Here is an 18388-nt window from a genome sequence, read left to right as displayed (position 1 = left end):
GCCTATTTCATCTGGCCGATCAGCCTGGCCGCGCCGCTCGTCGTCTTCGCCAGCTGCAGCAGCGCCTCGCGGCCGCCGGCAGCATAGGCTGCGGCGGCGCGCAGCAGCTCGCGGAGCTGTGCCGCCGCCCCGGGATCGAACCTGCACCATGCGCCGCCGGTCAGCCGCGCAATCTCGCGAAACGTCTGCTCGGCCGTCGCGTCCGCGCCCTCCTGGAACATGAAGACCGGCACCTTGAGCAGGCCGAGCTCTCCGGCGCTGGCGCACAGCGCGTCGGCGTTCTCCTCCATCGCGTCGCCCACGAACACGAGCGCGCGCACGCCTGCCGCAACCGCCTCGCGGCGGGTCTCCGACAACACCTTGCCGATCTGGGTATTGCCGCCCTGGCAGCCGATCTTGCTCATCAGCCGCGCGAGCTGCGCGCTGTCGGAGATCCAGCCCGACGCGCGGCACTCGTTGAAGCCGCGATAGTAGACGAGACGGATGTCCAGGCTGCCGAGCGAGCCGGCCTCGCGGAACATGTCCGCCTGCAGCGTGCATGCCATGTCCCATGTCGGCTGCCGGCTCATCGTGGCGTCGAGCGCGAACACCAGCCTGCCGCGTGCGCCGGCGCGATGCGGCGACATCGCGCGCGCCTTGGCCACGAACGCGGCGATGTCATTGGCGCTCGACGCCGGCACGCGAGGCGCATCGGCCGGGCGCACGTCGCTTCCGGATGTCGGTTTGATCGTCTTGCCAGCCATCAGCGCTTGCCTCGTACAGCAAACACTATGTGGGCCGCGGCATCGGATTGGTCAACGTGACGCGCCCGCCGGCCCGGATCCCGGGCGGCCCTGTCAGTTCGTGACCGACGGACCCTTCTTGGTCTCGGTCTTGGTCAGCGAGAGCGACTTCTTGACCCTCTCGCCGAAGGTCTGAGGCTTCTCGACCGGCACGTAGAGCGAGACGGGACCCGGCTCCAGAATCTTCGGCGGCGCATTCCTTGTATCGACCGGCGCGACATCGCTGTCGGTGTCGGCCAGGAATTTATCGAGCATCGCCTGGATCGAGTCCTTGGCCTTCTCGGGTCCGGTGTCGCGCATGTCGTTGTGCTGGAAGTTGGTGTTCACAACGGTGATACCGGCCTTCTCGCACTGCTCCTCGTCCGGCACCACGCCGGGATCGGGCTTGAACTGCGAGTCATGCGAGCGGAAAGACAGGATCTTGAACTTGCCGTCGGTCATGAACGGCACGCGCAGATTGTCGAGCGTGACGACCTTCTTGATCTCGTCCGGATACTGCTTGGCGAAATACATCGCGATGTCGCCGCCATTGGAATGGCCGACCATCGTCAGCTTGCTGTAGTCCGCGTTCGGCTGACGCTTCTTCATCTCCTCGATCGCGAATTTGATGTTGGTGATGCCGCGCTGATACTGCGGCAGGCGCCCGACATAGAGCTCGCCAGCCTTGGTCACCATCGGTCCATCCGACGGCAGGTCGTTCTGAATGCTGATGGCCAGATAGCCGCGCGCCGCGAACACGTTCGCGAGGAAGGAATATTCGGTAAATTTGACGGTATTGCCATGATTAAGGATCGCAACCGGGAGCTTGATCATGCCGGCGTCGGCCTGCATCTCCTTGTCGAAGCGCACGGCGACGTCGACCGCGACCGGCCGCTCATCGCGGGTCGGATCCTTGAACATGAGAGTTTCGTGACGGATCGCCCACTTGCTCGCGGTGAAATACGCACCCGTGATCACTACGGAGAGCGAAAGCAGAACGAGAATTCCACGCTTCATGACGTCCTCGAGGTGCCCGCCTTTTAGAGGGCGATTTTGGCCGGAGGCTCTTCGGCCTCCTTTTAAGAATATATGTCACAGCGGCGTGACAGGAAGTCCAAATATTGTGGCTTCGGTGGCATATCGTTGTGCGCCGCACCTATAGTTTGTGCAGATGCACACGCCTCACCGCGACGGCTCGCTCTCCTTCTCCTCTTCGACGTGAGTTCCCAAGGTCGCGTTCAAGCCTGGACCCACCTTGGATCACTCCTTAGATCGACGCTGAGGAGAAACGGGATTTCGGCTGCTTTGTTCCGGCTTTTTGGCCGTGGTGTGGCCGAAATCACCGGAAAACCACGGATTTCAACCGATTTCGGTGTAGATGATCAGCCTCAGGCCGGGATCCGTCGTTGGCCTGGAAACTGGCGTACTCAAAATTGACCCTGCCGCGCCTGGGGTGGCTGAGCACCTTCCGCCCGGCGACGCTGCCGCTCACATCATTCATGGGTTCCCCACCAGGCATCGAACTCAGAACAGCCTTGGCGGAGCCTCGCCAGCAGGTCGACGAAGCGTCTGCGCGCAGATCAGGCTGAAATGAGCATCAAAAGCGCGATGACGATTAGGCCGGCGAGGTGGCGAGCGGTGCCAACGCAGCTCCTCCGAGAAGCGACATGAACTGGCGCCGTTCCATTCGATCCTCCGTTGGTCGCCTCGCGACCGCCACACTAATCGTTTGGAGATTCTGCCTGATGCCGGGCCGCCACCGGGATTGCCCGCCTTGCGGGTCTAGCTGCCGATGATGTCGTCGACTTCCAGCGGCTTGTCGACCTGGCTGAACCATTCGGCCCGGTTGGCGGCGCGGCGGCGGCCGCGCTCGTCGAGCGGCAGCTTGAGCTGGCGCAACAGGCCCATCACCTCCTCACGGGCGGTGACGTGCCCGAGGCTCGGGCGGGTGCCGAGCGTCGCCTCGTCGATGTCGTCGAGCGCCGTCAGCCCGCGCGGAAAGAATTCGCGGTAGACCACCCGCTCGGCAAAGCCGTCGACCCAACGGAACCCGAGCCGCAGCGACAGCTGCTTCAAGCCATCGGCGACCAGCTGCTTGTTGCGCGAGCCGAGCATCGACAGCCGGTTGCGCACCACGATCCAGTCGGTCGAGGCGCCGTCGAGCTGGCGGCGCTTGCGCCTGGTGTCGCGCACCATCTCCGCGTAATGGCTCTCGCCGGTCACCGCATAGGTCGCGGGATCGACGGTGCCCAGCACGTCGAAATCGAGGAAGCTGTCGTTGATCGGCGTCACCAGCGTGTCGGCCATCGAATGCGCGAGCCGCATCAGGTAGCTGTCCGAGCCCGGGGTATCGATGACGATGAAATCATAGCCACGTTCCACCGCGCTCACCGCGGCCATGAACTGCTGGAATTCGGCGTTCTCGTTCTCCTCGATCTGCATCGTCTCGCCGTACTTGATGCAATAATGCGCGGGGAGTTCGAGATCGAGCCCGGAACGCCGCGCCCAGGCTTGGCGATTGCTGATGTAGCGGGTGAAACTCTGCTGGCGGCAGTCGAGATCGATGCTGGCAACGCGCTGTCCGGCCTTCAGGAGCGCAACGGCGATATGCAGCGCGGTGGTCGACTTGCCCGAACCGCCCTTCTCGTTGCCCAGCACCACGACATGTGCGGAGCCGGATTGACCCTGACTAGCCTGCACCAACATAATTCAATCCCCGCAAAATGATCTTCAAATCGCGCACGGCTGCGGTCAAGTGAAATGCATCACTGCGACAGGAAATCAATTGCAGCTGTCCTTAATGATGAATCGAACGCGCAAGCCGCTGCGTCGATTGGCGGCACGAGGCCTGCGATCCATGCGCGTCCGAGATCGGTTAATGCTTGCGCGGCGGTTTGCCGATTGCGGTTCGGACTTGGTAAGCTCCGCCACCTGCCGAACGCCAAACGTTCCACTTGGATTCCCCCACCCAGCTTGCCCCACGAGTCGAGACCAGATGCCGCGAAATCCCACCGTCGTCCGTACCGTCCCCGCCCTTCGTCGCGCCGTCGACACCCTGCGCGCCAAGAAGGCGACCGTCGCGCTGGTCCCGACCATGGGAGCCCTCCATGACGGCCATGTGTCGCTGGTGCGGCTCGCCAAGCGTCGCGCGAAGCGAGTCGTCGTTTCGATCTTCGTCAACCCGACCCAGTTCGCGCCGACCGAAGATTTCGGTTCGTATCCGCGCACCTGGAAGGAAGACGTCGCCAAGCTCGCCGCCGAAGGCGTCGACCTGATCTGGCATCCCGAAGTGAAGGCGATGTACCCGGACGGCTTCGCCACCCGGATCGTGCCCGAGGGACCGGCCATCGCCGGACTCGAGGATCGCTTCCGGCCGCATTTCTTCGGCGGCGTCGCCACCGTGGTCGGCAAGCTGTTCACCCAAGTCCGGCCCGATGTTGCGATCTTCGGCGAGAAGGACTTTCAGCAGCTTCGGGTCGTAACCCAGATGGCCGCGGACCTCGACCTCGGCGTCAAGGTGATCGGGTCGAAGACGGTGCGTGAACGCGACGGCCTCGCGATGTCCTCGCGCAACGTCTACCTCTCGACGGAGGAACGGCGCGCGGCCCCCGAGCTCAACCGTGTGATGAAGCAAGCGGCAGGCCGCCTGCGCGCCGGCGAGGACGCCGCGACCGCAATGGCCGACGGCGCCGCGCAGATCACCAAGGCCGGCTTCGTGCTGGATTATCTCGAGGTCCGCCACGCCGCCTCGCTGGCACCGATCGGCTCACTGAAGGACGGTCCGATGCGGATGCTGGTGGCGGCAAGGATCGGCAACACGCGCCTGATCGATAACATCGCGGTCTAAGGCAGGATCCGGAAAACTGTGACGCCGTTCATGCACCGTGACAATGCGAGCGGCTAATGAGCGCGGCCCGGGCGGCGCTTGCGCCGCGCCCGTCCGCGGCAGCCGTCTTCCGATTGCTCACAGCAACCCGAGGTCGCGCAACTCGCGGCGCATGGGTTCCGGCATCGACGCCACGCTGGCCGCGCTCGACTTGGTGAGATCTGCGGGCGCGGAGTCCGCGGTCAGGTAGCGCCAGCCCTGGAACGGCCGCATCGGCCGCGGCGAGACGGCGATCACCTTGGGCTGCATCACCAGCCGGCAGCGTCCGATGCCGTCCTTGTCACGGAACGGCTCGATCGCGATGATCTTCTCGCGCGCGGCGATCTCGCCACGGATCACCCAATACAGCGAACCGCCGGCGAGGATCTCCTCCTCGCGTTTTGGCGTCATCCGCGTGATGTGGATGTGACGGAGCGGCAGGCCCTTTTTCTTCGCGGTCGCCATCCGTTCGGCGACCCAGCCCTTGAGTTCCTTGACCGAGTCGCAACCGACGGCAAGCTTGATGAGATGAAGCGGCATGCGCCGGATGTAGCGGCCGGCGCGCGCTTTGGAAAGGGAGCGATAGCAGCGGCAGTGGATATCGGGATCTACTGCCCGGAACGGTGCAAGGACGGCGGCTCAAGCCGCCATCGTCACGCTCATTCCTGGTTCGCGGCCGCCGGCGCGCTTGCCGCGGCAGGCGGCGGCGCCGCCGGCGCAGGAGCCGGCGCGATCTGGACCGGACGCTTTGCTACAGGCGGCCGCTTCGGGGCAGCGGGCGGCGCGGCGGCGGCGCGTGCAGCCGGCGGCTGGGCCGCAGCGGCCGGCTTCGCCGGTTCGGGCGTCATGATACTGACCGGCGGCGTCGAGGACGCGCTCGGAAACTCCGCATTGGTCGGCTTGCCGGTAGGCATCGATGGCGGCAACCCTGCGATCAGGCCGTTGGCAGCCGACGCCGGTGCTTTCCAGGACGCGGCGTAGCGGGTGACCAGGTTCTCGTAGGTCCGCTCGTTCATGTTGTTGATGATCTGATGGTTGTCGCCCAGCGAGCGGAACGCGGGGCACGCGGTCGGCGTGCAGTGGTCTCGCGCCATCAGTGCGTAGGCCACCAGACCGTAGCGGTCGTGCTCGATGGCGCGGCGCAGCGCCTGCAACTCGGTGGTCGAATTGCGCTCCGCGGTCGCGAGGTCGCCGAGCGCGGTCAGGCGCGAAATCTGCGCCGCCGCATAGCTGACCGCCGCCGCGGCTGTGTCAGATGAACCGAACAGCACCTTCTCGCAGGCGTTGAGGACGGCATCTCCAGCGAGGTCGTCGACGCAGGCCAGCGCCGGCGCGGTCTGGCTGGTGAATTGCGCCGTCCGTGTATCGGCGGGCGCCGCCTGCCCGCCCGGCCCGAAGCCGCGGATCGTGGCGGCGACCGCAACCGCGATCGACAGCAGCGTGATGACGGTCAGCGCACCGTTGGCGACGGACTTTTCCGCGCGCAGCAGCGTGACCAGAACGACAATCCCAAAGAAGGCCGCCGCGGCCAGCGTCAGCCACATCGGGAAGGTCGGTGAGCGCCAGATCTGATCCAGCGAGGAAGCCCAATTCATGCGCGATGTCCCTCAACGCGGCGAAAGCACAACCGGCCACGGCGAACGCCGCCATCCCGGCGTCCAACCTTCAGCACAATGGGTCTGCGAACAGGGCCTTTTGACGGCGACGGCGCGGAACCCGCTCCAGCCACCGGCTTGCGCACGACGTTCAGGACAGCGCGAGCTGACTCTCCTTGGCCACCCGTTCGAAAGCTTCAGTCGAGCTCTTGATGCGATACTGGCAATCGTCACCATCGGTCGGCAGCAGGCGGATCACCTCATAGGTGCCGCTCGCAGCGGGGCGCGCCACGTTGCTGGCCGTGAAATAGACGATCTCGCCAATCGAGTACTTATGCTTCAACGCCCTCTCCATTTTCTTAGAGATTGCTGGCTGAGCTGACAGTCCCGATAGCTCAAGCCGGCATTTTGAGAACCCTGCGGCAACCTAGCACATCGTACCGCCCCAAATCCAGCAGGATCGGGGCATGGCGAAGGTGCGATTTTGCAGGTTTTTCAGGGCGATAGGCAGCGATTTACGTGCCAGCCGGAAATTGCCCGCCGACCTCGGCCGGAACCCGGTTCCACGGCCTCAGGCGGTATGTGGCAACTTTCCGTTGGGACTCGCGCCGTCGACCGCAGCCGGAAGCTGCTGGGCCAGCACCTTGGACAGCTGGTCGACCGGAATGTTGAACTTGGCGGCGAGCTGCTTGACGGTGTCGCTGCCTAGCACCTCCTGGAGCTGCTCGGCCGTGATCGGCAGGTTCTGGCCGGTGCCGATCCAGGATTTGACCTGCTCGCCGAGGCCGGCCTGCTCGAGCTTGGCCACGATCGCCGACAGGCCGCCCTGCCCGCCATTGCCCATCACCTGACCCAGCACGGCGGGGATGACGGCCGCCCCGAGCTGGCCAAGCATGCCTTTCAGCTCCGGTGAGTTCTCCAGGGAATCGAGAATGCCCATGGTCTAAGTCCTTTCACGACTTGCAAAACCGGTCTTTCGGATTCGATGCCTTCGGCCCCGTGGCGTCAAGCCGCGATCTTTGCCGTCGCTGTCACAATTCGGCAGCGCAGGACCGGTCATGCGTCCTCGAATCGCGCGATCCGCAGCGTCTCGGCCAGGCCGTCGCGGGTCCATTGCTGGAACGCCGGAAGCTGCATCATGGCATCGACATAATGCTGCGCCTCGGCCTTCACCGGGATCGCATAGGTGCGGAAACGATGCACCACGGGCGCGTACATCGCATCCGCCCCGGAGAATGCGCCGAACAGGAACGGACCCTGCTTGCCGTAGCGCGCGTGGCAATCGGCCCAGATCTCCTCGATCCGCGCCACATTGGCCCGCGCATCGTCCGACAGCGCGACGGCGCGGATCGGCCGGTGCAGGTTCATGCCGCATTCGCTGCGCAGCGGCACGAAGCCGGAGTGCATCTCCGCCGAGATCGCGCGGGCATGCGCGCGCGCGGCCCGATCTGATGGCCAGAGCTTCGCTTCGGGAAACTTCTCGGCGAGATATTCGATGATCGCCAGCGAATCCCACACCGTGACGTCGCCGTCGATCAGCGTCGGCACCTTGCCGGCCCTGTTGAAAGAGAGGATGCGGTCCTTGTCGGCCTGGTCGGTGTAGAGCGGAACGAAGATTTCCTCGAACGGGATGTCGTTGGCGCGCAGCGCCAGCCAGGGCCGCATCGACCATGACGAATAGTTCTTGTTGCCGATGACGAGCTTGAGCATGTCCTGGAATCCTGTTGCCACCTCAGTTTGCCATAGTGCATTGCACGCGTTCAACCTGTACATGACGCGGGATGCGGATGCAGCGCGACGCGGACCTGCCGCGCATTGACGAAGGAAGGCACCAATGACCGGCTATTGGGTCGACATCCTGGCCGTCGGCTTCTTTGCGCTGGAATGGCTGGTCTACGCCATCACACTGGAGCACACCGCCTACGGACGCGACAGCCTGTCGGCGCGGATGCATGTCTATCGCGAGATCTGGGTGCGGAATCTGCTCAACCGCGATGCGCGGATGGTCGACATGCAGATCATGGCCAGCCTGCAGAACGGCACCGCGTTCTTTGCCTCCACCAGCCTGATCGCGATCGGCGGCGCGCTGGCGCTGCTGCGCGCGACCAGTGACGCGCTCGCGGTGCTCGGTGCGCTTCCGGTCAACCTGACGCCCTCGCCCGCTTTGTGGGAGATCAAGTGCATCGGGCTGATCCTGATCTTCATCTACACGTTCTTCAAATTCGCCTGGGCCTATCGCCTGTTCAACTATGTTGCGATCCTGTTCGGCGCGATGCCGCCGGCCGGCCAGCGCGATACGCCGGAGGCCGAGGCGCATGTGATCCGCACCACGCGGCTGTTCGAGACCGCGGGCCGGCACTTCAACCGCGGCCAGCGCGCGTTCTTCTTCGCGCTCGGCTATCTCGGCTGGTTCGTCAGCCCCTGGGTGCTGTTCGCCACCACCGCCGCGGTCGTCGTCGTAATCTGGCGCCGGCAGTTCGCCTCGAACGCCTGGCAGGCGATGGGAAGCTGAGACTTGCCTCGGCTCACGATGCAAAATCTCGCGGCGTGAAGTCGAGGTCGAGCACCTTCCATTCGCCGTAGCGATCCCGCGGCAGCATCGCATAGGGCTGGCAGGCCTGCAGCGCCTCGGTCGCGCTCTTGAGCAGCAAAGGCCCCTTTTCCGATGCGGTGGCTTCGATCAGCAACGGCGCTGCGCCGAGCTTGCCGTCCGGCTTCATGAACACCCTGAGCTTGATCCTGACGTCATCGCCGGTGCTCAGAGTCGCCGGGAGCTTCATGCAGCTCTTCAGATGACGTCGGAACTCGGCGACCACGCTGGAGCCGACGTCGGCCTGCTCGGTGGCGGCGGCGTCGAAATTGTCCTTGCCGGGACCGGGGCCGTGCGGAGCTTCGGCCGGCGGCTTGATGGGGATATCGGGCGGCAGACCGAGCATGACATTGTATTTGACGGACAGGTCCGGCTCGGGCTGCACGTAGGCGGGTGGCGACGGCTCTGCCGCCTGCTGCGCCAATGGCTGGGGCATCGGCGACGTCTGGGGTGCCGGCGTCTGCGATGCCGGTGGCTCGGCCGCGGCACGCTGCGGAGCCGGGCTGGGTTTGGGCTCCGGCGGCATCGCCTGCTTCTGCGGCGGTTGCTGCTGGGTCTGCCGCGGCTGTGGCGCTGGCGTCTGCGCTGATGGTTCGGGCCTGGCTGTGTCGACAGGCTTGTCGAACGACGGCAACTGCAGCTCGGGCGTCGGCGACGGGCTCGGCACCGGATTGGGCTCGCTTTCGGCCTTGGCGACCTCCTGCGGTGTCACGATCTCGACCGGCACGGTGTCAGCGGCAACCGGATCGAACTGATGCACCTCCGAATACAGGAAAATCAGCGCGAGCAGCATCAGGTGCACGAACACCGATGCCATCAGATCCGCGTTTGGCCGAAACTTCATCCCACTCGATCACGTCGTGATGTCTCCCCGCTCGGCACCATAGCGGGCAATCAGGACCGGCCTCAATCCCATTCTGATCTGAACGGCGGATCCCGGTCGGGAGCCACCGCCGATCGTCGGCGCTCCGCCACGATTCGTGCCATCATCCGGCGGTCTCCACCTCGCTTTGAAGTTTTCCGGACAGCCGGCGGGAAGCGCGGTGACGGTGGTGATCGTCACTGCAATGTCTCAGTAGCACGCGCGGTTGCGTGACCTGCAGGGACGATTTTGGTTACCCTGGGTAGCCGCGCCCTTTTTGGCTTTAGCGCCCGGTGGATTCTGCTGCGCCACCGCTTCGGCAATGAAAAGCGGCGTCGCTACAGCACCCACGAAGAGAATACTCAAGAGAACGACAATAATTTTCATCGAAACCTCCCTTGAAAATGTCGGCCGGGAAAATGGAACGAGAGAGATCGGCCGCGGCAAGGCGAACGGAAACGGGTTTCGAAGTCAAGCTATTTTGGAACCGGGGGAATGCAACTGGGGGGTCATAACCAGCCAGGCGATGCAGGCACGCAGCCATGCGCATTCGGCCAATCATCGCGCGACGGCGCTCCCCATCGCCGAAATCGTGCGCATGTCCTCGTCCGACAGCTCGAAATCGAAGATCTCGATGTTCTCCTGAAGCCGCTCGAGCTTCGAGGTGCGCGGGATCGCCGAGACACGCTGCTGCACCAACCAGCGCAGGCAGACTTGGGCAGCCGTCTTGCGGTAACGATCGCCGATCCGCGCCAGCGCGCGATCACCCTTGACGCGTCCCTTCGCGATCGGGCTGTAGGCGACGAATGCCATGCCATGGCGTGTGCACGCCTCGATCACGTCGGCCTGGCTCAGATAAGGATGGTACTCGACCTGATCGCAGGCGAGCGGCTCGGGGCACGCCGCCACCGCCTCCTCGATCAGCGCCGCGTTGAAGTTCGAGACCCCGATATGCCGCGCCAGCCCGGCCTGCTTGACCCGCGCCAGCGCGCCGAGCGTCTCGGCAAGCGGCACGTGCGGATGCGGCCAGTGCAGCAGCAACAGATCGACCTCGGCCATACGCAGCCGCGCCAGGCTCTCTTTGGCCGAACGTTCGAGATCCTTCGCCATGAAATGTGTGGTCCAGACCTTGGTGGTCAGGAACACGTCGTCGCGCTTGATGCCGGAGGCGCGCAGCCCCTCGCCGACCTCGCGCTCGTTGTCATAGATCTGGGCGGTGTCGATGTGCCGGTAGCCGAGCCGCAGCGCCTGCTCGACGATGCGGGCGCAGGTCCGCCCGCGCAGCTCCCAGGTGCCGAGCCCGATCGCGGGAATTCTGGCACCGTTGCCTTCGACCATATTCATGCACCCATTATGCGCGCATGACGAAGACCTGCCACCTCACGCACGGGTTCCACGATGAGCCGTCGCGACCGCTCAGCGCTCCGCCTGGTAACCGTCGGTCAGCGTCTTCAGAAAGGCGATGATATCGGCTTCGTCCTGCGCGGTCATCGCGGGTGTGTCGCCGAGATGGCGCTCGAACGGCGGATCGGCGACGTCGACATTGCCGTGATGCTTTTCCGGCAGATCGTCGTATTTCCGCACCGTACCGTCGGCTGCACGCGGGTAGACCTTCTCCGGATTGGTATCGCGGAAGTTATAGAAATCCAGCACCTGCTCGAGGCTCGTGAAGACGCCGTTGTGGAAGAACACGCGGCGGGTCGCGGTGTTGCGCAAGGTCGGCGTCAGAAACATCCCGCAATATTGCGTCTGCTCGGCAATGTCGGTGCGATACGGGCCGCAGACCCCGAGATCGAAATAGTTGGGATCGCGGTTGCTGGCGAGCGCGGCGTTGCGCGGCGCGCCGAGCGCCTCATACTGGTGATCGGTGAACAACGGCGGCAGGCCGTCGCGGGTCGGCGCCGAGGTGTGGCAGCCGGCGCAATTGGCCTTGTCCGGATCGTTGAACAATTGCAGGCCGCGCAACTCGCTTTCGCTCAGCCGCGCCCTGCCTTCCAGCCAGTAGTCGAATTTGCTGCTGTAGGGATGGAAGCTCGGCTCCTCGACCTGATAGCGCGCGACCGCGAACATCGCCTCCGCGACCAGCAGCCGCGTGTCGTCGAAGACCTGAACGCCGAACAGTTCGGCAAAGCGCGGGGCATAGCTAGCCTGGCGCAGCTTCTGCGCCACCACTTCGATGCTGCCGCCGTCCATCTCATTGGGATCGAGCAGCGGGAAGATTGCCTGGTCCTGCAGCGTATCGGCGCGGCCATCCCAGAACAGTCCGCCCTGCGGCACGATGTCAACCGCCGACGCCGCGGTCCCGGTCGCGACCTTTTTCGCACGCGCAGCCTGCTGGCCTGCCGCGGCCAGCTGCGCGAAGTCGACGACGTTGTCGTCCTCGTCCTTCTCCGGCCCGATGCTGAAATTCGGTTGCCGCTCGAGATAGGTCAAGCTTGGCACGGCGCGCGTACCCTGCCGCGATTGCGCGGGGCCGCCCAGCATGACTGGCGCATCATTGGGCGGGCCGTAGGCGTGATCCGGACTATGACAGGAGGCGCAGGACAATGCGCCCGACGAGGACAGCGACGCGTCGAAGAAGATCTTCTGCCCGAGCTGCGCCATGCCGGACAACGGGGCGATCGGCGGACGCCTGAGCTGCACCGGGCTCGGATTTGTCCCCGGAAGTCCTTGGGTCTCGACTGCCGCAACAGCGCCGGCCATGCAGAGCAGGCCGGCGCCGAGAAGCCACAACATGCGGCCGTTCATATGACGTCCAGTGATCCCAGAGCGTTAGTGATGGGGATGATCATCAGGCGGGCTGACGATGACCGTGCCGGCCGTCGGATCGAGGAACAGCTTGTTCTGCTGATCGTCGCGGTCGTGATCGTGATCGTGATCGTGGCCATGATCGAAGTCGAACATGTCCGTGATCGATTCGACGCTGTCGTCGAACGCGCCGCCGCCGAGACGCTGGCCGTGAAGCCAGTTGTCTTCGATGAAGCGCACCACGGACGCCTGCGAGATGCGCGTGTGGCTGACGAAGTTCTTCTTGGCGTAAGGCGAGATCAGCAGGAACGGGATCCGCGTGCCGGGACCGCAGCGGCCGTTCACCGGCTGACCGTTCAGGCCCTTCGGCTGCGTCTGCTTGCCGATACCGCGGCCGCACTGGCCGGGACCGTTGACCTGGTCGGCGGTCGGATCGTACGAGGCGCTGATCGGCGCAATGTACTGGTGGTCGTACCAGCCGTCGGAGTCGTCATAGGTGATGATGACCGCGGTCTCGCGCCACTCCTTCTGCTTCTGCAGGAAGTTGATCAGCTCGACATTGCCAACCTGCTCATCGAGCGGATCGGAGTTGCCGGGATGACCGTCCTGATAGGCCGGCATCTTGATGTAGGAGACGGCCGGGAAGTTGCCGGCCTTCACCGAGGCGTAGAAGTCCTCGAGATCGTAGGCGTGATTGGCCGGATCGAGCGTCTTGCTGCCGGGCACATAAGTGTGGCCGATCGCGTCGACCGAGCTCGGCCGCGCATGGGTCGGGTTGGCGGTCGACTTGTAGTACTGGAACCAGGCATGGTGCGGGATGTAGTCGACGATGCTGCCGTTGACGTTGCTCGAGAAGGTGCTGCGTGCGCAATTTGTGGTGCCGTTGCTGTTCTTGAGCGTCAGGTCGAAGCCGCCCATGAAGCTGCCCCAGCTGATGTGCTCGGCATTGAGCAGGTCGCCGATGTTCCTGCTGGTCATCAGGACCTGGCTGGTCGTGCTCGAGCAGGCGTCGTAGGCAGGGTCGGTATCACCGATCAGCGTCAGGCCGCCCTGGCCGTCGGCGATCGACGATGACGTGCCGGCGATGTTCTGCGCACCGTTGGTCTGGCCGGACACCACCTCGAGCGCGCCGGGCGTCGACGGACCGAAGGTGTCGGTCCAGCTATTGTCGCTCATCGCGAAGTTCTGCGCGTAATTCCAAAGCGCGGTGACCGTGTTGCCGTCGAAATAACCCATCACCTGCCCGTTGGTGCCGAAGGCGCCGACGCCGCCGGCTGTGCCGCGACCGGTGAATTTCGGAAACAGGTCTTCCTTGCCGTTGTCGACCGCCTGCTGCTCGGGCGTATAGGCGTGGTTTTGCGAGCGCGTGTTGGCCTGGGTGCGATCGAGCCGAAACGGATTGGTCGCGCCCGTGCCGTTGGCCGGATTGGTGTTCGGGTTGTTAGTCAACAAATTGGCGTTGGCGAGGTTGTTGACCTTCGGCGTATGTGGATTCGCTATGAACGGAATCGAGCCGGTCGGATTGGCCGCATTCGGGTATGTCGCGAAATAATGATCGAACGAGCGATTCTCGTTGAAGATCACGACGAGATGCTTGATCGGCGTTGCGGTGTGGATGTCGTGCGGATGACGATGATCGTGATCTCTATCATCGTCGTGAGCGGCGGCGCTGCACACCACTGCAGCAGCAGCGACCAGACAGACTCCGACCGTCGAAAGGAATTTCGCCTTCACTTCTTGCCCCATTTTTAAGGATTTATGACGTCGACATGCGACACATTAGTCAGCGCGCGTAACAGCTCTGTGTCGGTTTTGCGATTGACGCGTCATCGCGACGCGATCGTGATGCGTTCGATTTCACGCGCCGGTTGCGGCACGCGTGAACGGATATTGGATCGATGTCATCGAATCGATCGCGAGCTCAACGACGCCGGCACGCGCCATGTTGAGACCCACTTCGATTCCTGTAGTCGCACCGAACGCACTCTTCGTCACATCGTCAATTTCGAGGCCGACGTCGCGATCCTGGCGGAGGTGCCGGAAGATCCGCGCGTCACCATGATCCCCTATCGCACGCACCGCGTGATCGTGTTCGTCAACCGGGATCATCCCTGGTTCAAGCGGAAGTCGGTCAGGCTGCGCGAGCTTGCCGACCAGCCCATCGTGCTGCGCGAGCGCGGCTCGACCACCCGGCGCGCCTTCGAGGCGACGATGCAGGCCGAGGGCATCAGGATCGAGCCGGTGTTCGAGATCGAAAGCCGCGAAGGCGTGTGGAAGGCGGTCGAACGCGGGCTCGGCATCAGCGTCGTCGCCGACTTCGAGTTCGTGCCGCATCCGAACCTGCGCGCGCTCGAGATCAGCGACCGCACCATCAAGACCCAGTACAGCATCGCCCATCAGAGCGGCCGCGGCCACTCGCCGATCATCAAGGCGTTCATCGATACGGTTCGGCGGATGAAAGGTCGTGACGCTACCGCGAGGGGCTCTTCCGTTCGGCCTTGAGGGCGAACAACGCCAGGAGTGCGGCCAGACTGAGAGCCGATGTGACCGCGAGCGTATAGCCGCCGAGCGGTGAGATCAGAAATCCGAATACCAGCGGCGCGATCGCTTGCGACAGCCGCGACGGCGCGCCGAGCAGCCCCAGCCGGTAACCGTAATCCTTGGGACCGAATATCGCCAGCGGCAGCGTGCCGCGCGCTATCGTCAGGATGCCGTTGCCGGCACCGTGCAGCAGCGCGAAGATGCCGGCGAAGCCTCCGCCGAACAGGCCGATGACGCTGGCGCCCAAGGGGTGCGTGATGCAGGCCAGTCGCGCCGACCATAGCGGATGAAAACGCTTCAGAAGGCTCGCTTCGACAATCCGTGCCGCCACCTGCGCCGGGCCGATCAGCGCGCCCGCCGCGATCGCCTGCGTTTGCGTCGCGCCCAACGCCTCCAGAAGTCGCGGCAAATGCACCGCCATCGCCGACGTGACGCTCCAGGCGGCCGCGAAGGCAAAGGCGAGCAGCACCATCGCGCGGTCGATCGGTATATGCGGCTTTGGCGTGTCGGCCGCGATCCGATGCTCGCTCTTCAGTTTGGGGACCACGAAGGCGTTGAGCGGCAGGCAGACCAGAATGTGCGCCGCCGCCCAGCCGAAGCAGGTCCAGCGCCAGCCGATGGTTGCGAGGCCCCACGCGGTGAGCGGCCAGCCGATCGTGCTGGCAAACCCGGCGATCAAGGTGATGCCGGTGATGGAGCGGCGGGCGGAGTTGCCATAGATGCGCCCGAGCGCCGCGAAGGCCGCGTCATACAGGCCAAGGCCCATGCCGACGCCGAGCAGCAGCCAGCTTGCGGCCATCAGAACGCGGCCTTGCGAAAGCCCGAGCAGGATCAGGCCGGACGCAAAAATCAGATTGGACGCGCAGAGCACTTCGCGCCCGCCCATGCGGTCGATCTGGCGGCCGACGCGCGGACCGAGCAGTCCCGATATCACGAGCGCCATCGAGAACGCGGCGAACAGCCAGTTCGTGGATATGCCGAGGTCCCGCGCAATCGGGTCGGCGAGAATCGCGGGCAGATAATAGCTCGACGCCCAGGCCAAGGTTTGCGTGGTGCCGAGCGCGACGATCAAACCATTATCTGCACGGCGGCTCATCCAGCGTGCGCACCCGGCGTCCTCGGCGGAATCACTTCGCCGTCTTCCTTGACGAACCGGCCGATGTCGGCAACGGCGAGGAGATCGAGGACGGCCTCGGACGGCCGGCACAACTTCACGCCCTTCGGCGAGACGACGATGGGCCGATTGATCAGGATCGGATGCGCCATCATGAAATCGATCAGTTCGTCGTCGCTCCATTTCGGATTGGCAAGGTCAAGCTCGGCATGGGGCGTGCCTATCTCGCGGAGCAGCGCTCGCGGTGCCATGCCCATGGCAGCGATCAGCGCGATCAGCTTGTCGCGCGAGGGAGGAGTCTTGAGATATTCGACGATCTCGGGCTCCTCCCCGCTTTGGCGGATCATGGCCAGGGTATTGCGCGACGTCCCGCAATCGGGATTGTGGTAGATCGTGATCGTCATCGGACTGCTTCCTTGGTGGTTTCGGCGCCCCGCAGGAGCCACGTCATGAACGCCGCCGCGACCATGGCTCCCAGAACCTCGGCGACGATGAATCCCGGCAGGTCCTGCGCGCGGATGCCGGAAAACGTGTCGGTGAACGATCGCGCGATGGCGACGGCCGGATTGGCGAAAGACGTGGATGCGGTGAACCAGTAGGCCGCCGTGATGTAAAGCCCGACCAGCCATGGAATCGCGGCCTCACGAAACCGGAGGCCACCGATGATCGTTGCGATCAGTCCGAACGCGGCAACGAATTCGGCAAACCATTGCGGAAATCCCGTCCTTGCCTTGGCCGAGAACTCCAGGAGCGGCAGGCCGAACATGGCGTGTGCGACCATTCCGCCGAGGATTCCCCCGAGCACCTGCGCCGCGATGTATTGCACCGCATGCGGCGGCCGGAGCTCGCCCTTGAGCATGAACACCAGCGTGACCGCCGGATTGAAATGCGCGCCGGATATCGGTCCGAGGATCGTGATCAGCACCACCAGGATGGCGCCGGTCGGAAGCGTGTTGCCGAGCAGCGCCAACGCCACGTCCTTGGTCAAGGTCTCGGCCATGATGCCGGAACCAACGACGGTCGCGACCAGCAGCAACGTACCGAGGCCCTCGGCCATCAGGCGCCGCGGCAGGTCGAAGCCGCGCATCAGACATGCGCCTTCTTCTTGGCGGTGGACGGCCCGCACCAGGCATCGGCGAGCGCCGGCGCGCAGATTTCCGGGTGGCCCGCGCAGCAATCCTTCATCAGGAAGGCAATGAGGTGGCTCAAGCCGGTGAAATCCGCCGAGTAGATGATCGAACGCGCCTCGCGACGCGGCACGATCATGCCCGCATGCTCGAGGTCCTTCAGATGAAACGACACGTTGGATGGCGATACTTCGACCGCCTCGGCAATCGCCCCTGCCGCCATGCCATCCGGGCCGGCCTGCACCAGCAACCGCACGATCCGCAGCCGCGTTTCCTGCGACAGCGCGGCGAAGGCGGTTCGGGCTTGACGCTCCTCCATCTTTCGATAATCCTACAATTCAAGAATCATTCAAATGAGGATAGCAGCCATGGATACGCTTGCCAATACCCGATCGACCGTCGGCGCCCTGCTGCCGGTCGAAGAGCTCTCGTCCGCAACGCTGCTTTCCAGCCTCGAGGCGCACAAGGAGAAGCCGCTGATCTTCAGTTACGACGGCCGGGATGTCCGCCCCAGCTACCACGTGACCGAGGTCAAAACAGGCTCATTCAGAGGGCTCGATTGCGGCGCGAACCCCGAGAGCTGGAGCGAGACCTTCATTCAGCTCTGGGACATCGAGGAGGAAAACCGGGGCCACATGCCGGCCGGAAAGTTCCTCGCGATCATCCGCAAGGTCGACGAGGCGGTCGGCTTCGATCCGCAGGCCAAGCTGACCTTCGAGGTCAGCGACGGCGTTCGGCCGATGCAAATCTATCGCGCGGAACGCATGGATGCCGGCGACGCCGCGATCCGCGTCTATCTTTCGGCGCGCCCGTCGAGCTGCAAGCCGCGCGACCGATGGCTGCAGGAACAGCAGTCCTGCTGCGCGCCGAAGACCAAGCAGCCGTGCTGCGGTAGATCGTCAGGCGACCAGCCGGCCTGACGTTCCGGTCGCAAGCTATCCGGGCTCGTCGAAGCGAGCCAATGCTCCGTCGATGAGCTCGATCTCCTCGGCGAGGGTCTCGTTTACGACCGATGGCCTGAAACCTGGGACGCTGTGGGTTCGAACATCGTCCAGCAGGTGTTGGCGATGGTCTCTGAGCTGTTCCAGCGCTCGACGATTCTTCAGCGACACGTAACCGGCAATGATCTGCTCGATGGCCTTCATGGGAAATCCACGTTTCAAAATGGGAACGTACTGCAATGCT

Annotated in this window: 22 protein-coding genes; 4 read left to right on the top strand and 18 right to left on the bottom strand. The window is 64.3% G+C overall.

Features of this window, described 5'->3' with window-relative positions; genetic code table 11:
• Positions 1–2: 2 nt before the first annotated feature.
• The 3 genes from ACVW1C_RS37930 to ACVW1C_RS37920 form a co-directional block, all read right to left on the bottom strand.
• Positions 3–743, bottom strand: coding sequence for a VWA domain-containing protein (locus tag ACVW1C_RS37930; RefSeq protein WP_456762598.1), 741 nt, complete (start codon positions 741–743; stop codon positions 3–5).
• Positions 744–836: 93 nt separating this feature from the next.
• Positions 837–1778 (bottom strand): alpha/beta hydrolase family protein, encoded by a 942-nt coding sequence (locus ACVW1C_RS37925; protein WP_456762597.1) that lies wholly within the window; start codon positions 1776–1778, stop codon positions 837–839.
• 765 nt (positions 1779–2543) lie between these two features.
• The gene (locus tag ACVW1C_RS37920) at positions 2544–3467 is read right to left on the bottom strand and encodes a division plane positioning ATPase MipZ (protein WP_456762596.1); all 924 of its coding nucleotides are present in this window, start codon (positions 3465–3467) and stop codon (positions 2544–2546) included.
• Between the two features lie 289 nt (positions 3468–3756).
• Between ACVW1C_RS37920 and panC the strand changes: the two genes are divergently transcribed.
• Positions 3757–4608 (top strand): pantoate--beta-alanine ligase, encoded by an 852-nt coding sequence (gene panC, locus ACVW1C_RS37915; RefSeq protein ID WP_456762595.1) that lies wholly within the window; start codon positions 3757–3759, stop codon positions 4606–4608.
• A gap of 117 nt (positions 4609–4725) precedes the next feature.
• Here panC and ACVW1C_RS37910 read toward each other — a convergent pair whose 3' ends face one another.
• The 5 genes from ACVW1C_RS37910 to ACVW1C_RS37890 all read right to left on the bottom strand — a co-directional run bounded on the left by ACVW1C_RS37910 (position 4726) and on the right by ACVW1C_RS37890 (position 7931).
• Positions 4726–5166, bottom strand: coding sequence for a DUF1489 family protein (locus ACVW1C_RS37910; protein ID WP_420964403.1), 441 nt, complete (start codon positions 5164–5166; stop codon positions 4726–4728).
• 119 nt (positions 5167–5285) lie between these two features.
• Complete coding sequence (locus tag ACVW1C_RS37905; protein ID WP_456762594.1) at positions 5286–6221, bottom strand: hypothetical protein; 936 nt, start codon at positions 6219–6221, stop codon at positions 5286–5288.
• Between the two features lie 151 nt (positions 6222–6372).
• A complete protein-coding gene (locus ACVW1C_RS37900) occupies positions 6373–6576 on the bottom strand; it encodes a hypothetical protein (protein WP_092114848.1) in 204 nt (67 codons plus the stop codon).
• 216 nt (positions 6577–6792) lie between these two features.
• The gene (locus ACVW1C_RS37895; RefSeq protein ID WP_456762593.1) at positions 6793–7161 is read right to left on the bottom strand and encodes a YidB family protein; all 369 of its coding nucleotides are present in this window, start codon (positions 7159–7161) and stop codon (positions 6793–6795) included.
• A 116-nt stretch (positions 7162–7277) separates the two neighbouring features.
• Positions 7278–7931, bottom strand: a complete 654-nt coding sequence (locus ACVW1C_RS37890; RefSeq protein WP_456762592.1) for a glutathione S-transferase family protein — start codon at positions 7929–7931, stop codon at positions 7278–7280.
• Between the two features lie 124 nt (positions 7932–8055).
• Here ACVW1C_RS37890 and ACVW1C_RS37885 point away from each other — a divergent pair, with 124 nt between their 5' ends.
• Positions 8056–8733: a DUF599 domain-containing protein gene (locus ACVW1C_RS37885; RefSeq protein ID WP_456762591.1), complete on the top strand. Its 678-nt coding sequence runs from the start codon at positions 8056–8058 to the stop codon at positions 8731–8733.
• A gap of 13 nt (positions 8734–8746) precedes the next feature.
• Here the strand turns inward: ACVW1C_RS37885 and ACVW1C_RS37880 are convergent, their stop codons facing one another.
• From ACVW1C_RS37880 to ACVW1C_RS37860, 5 genes are all read right to left on the bottom strand, one after another.
• Complete coding sequence (locus tag ACVW1C_RS37880) at positions 8747–9655, bottom strand: hypothetical protein (protein WP_456762590.1); 909 nt, start codon at positions 9653–9655, stop codon at positions 8747–8749.
• Positions 9656–9883: 228 nt separating this feature from the next.
• Entirely contained in the window at positions 9884–10060 is a 177-nt protein-coding gene (locus ACVW1C_RS37875; protein ID WP_456762589.1) for a hypothetical protein, read from the bottom strand.
• Positions 10061–10231: 171 nt separating this feature from the next.
• Entirely contained in the window at positions 10232–11017 is a 786-nt protein-coding gene (locus tag ACVW1C_RS37870; RefSeq protein WP_456762588.1) for an aldo/keto reductase, read from the bottom strand.
• 72 nt (positions 11018–11089) lie between these two features.
• On the bottom strand, positions 11090–12409 hold the full coding sequence (locus ACVW1C_RS37865; RefSeq protein ID WP_456762587.1) for a cytochrome-c peroxidase: 1320 nt from the start codon (positions 12407–12409) through the stop codon (positions 11090–11092).
• A gap of 36 nt (positions 12410–12445) precedes the next feature.
• The gene (locus ACVW1C_RS37860; protein ID WP_456762586.1) at positions 12446–14155 is read right to left on the bottom strand and encodes a phospholipase C; all 1710 of its coding nucleotides are present in this window, start codon (positions 14153–14155) and stop codon (positions 12446–12448) included.
• A gap of 156 nt (positions 14156–14311) precedes the next feature.
• Here ACVW1C_RS37860 and ACVW1C_RS37855 point away from each other — a divergent pair, with 156 nt between their 5' ends.
• Positions 14312–14923, top strand: coding sequence for a LysR substrate-binding domain-containing protein (locus tag ACVW1C_RS37855; RefSeq protein WP_456762585.1), 612 nt, complete (start codon positions 14312–14314; stop codon positions 14921–14923).
• Here ACVW1C_RS37855 and ACVW1C_RS37850 read toward each other — a convergent pair.
• From ACVW1C_RS37850 to ACVW1C_RS37835, 4 genes are read right to left on the bottom strand one after another with little or no spacing between them, the layout of a single operon-like run.
• The gene (locus ACVW1C_RS37850) at positions 14892–16058 is read right to left on the bottom strand and encodes an MFS transporter (protein WP_456762584.1); all 1167 of its coding nucleotides are present in this window, start codon (positions 16056–16058) and stop codon (positions 14892–14894) included. The genes ACVW1C_RS37855 and ACVW1C_RS37850 overlap by 32 nt on opposite strands.
• Positions 16055–16480, bottom strand: a complete 426-nt coding sequence (gene arsC / locus ACVW1C_RS37845; protein ID WP_456762583.1) for an arsenate reductase (glutaredoxin) — start codon at positions 16478–16480, stop codon at positions 16055–16057. The genes ACVW1C_RS37850 and arsC overlap by 4 nt, the downstream gene beginning before the upstream one ends.
• Positions 16477–17163, bottom strand: a complete 687-nt coding sequence (locus tag ACVW1C_RS37840; RefSeq protein WP_456762582.1) for an aquaporin — start codon at positions 17161–17163, stop codon at positions 16477–16479. Before ACVW1C_RS37840 ends, arsC begins: the two co-directional genes overlap by 4 nt.
• A complete protein-coding gene (locus ACVW1C_RS37835; RefSeq protein WP_456762581.1) occupies positions 17163–17522 on the bottom strand; it encodes an ArsR/SmtB family transcription factor in 360 nt (119 codons plus the stop codon). The genes ACVW1C_RS37840 and ACVW1C_RS37835 overlap by 1 nt, the downstream gene beginning before the upstream one ends.
• Positions 17523–17571: 49 nt before the next feature.
• Between ACVW1C_RS37835 and ACVW1C_RS37830 the strand changes: the two genes are divergently transcribed.
• Complete coding sequence (locus ACVW1C_RS37830) at positions 17572–18123, top strand: DUF6428 family protein (RefSeq protein ID WP_456762580.1); 552 nt, start codon at positions 17572–17574, stop codon at positions 18121–18123.
• 15 nt (positions 18124–18138) lie between these two features.
• Here the strand turns inward: ACVW1C_RS37830 and ACVW1C_RS37825 are convergent, their stop codons facing one another.
• On the bottom strand, positions 18139–18348 hold the full coding sequence (locus ACVW1C_RS37825; protein WP_456762579.1) for a hypothetical protein: 210 nt from the start codon (positions 18346–18348) through the stop codon (positions 18139–18141).
• Positions 18349–18388 lie beyond the last annotated feature (40 nt).

This window comes from Bradyrhizobium sp. USDA 4011, from assembly GCF_054063415.1.
The sequence above is the reverse complement of the archived record's forward strand: the minus strand, read 5'-3'. Positions and strand labels throughout refer to the sequence as shown.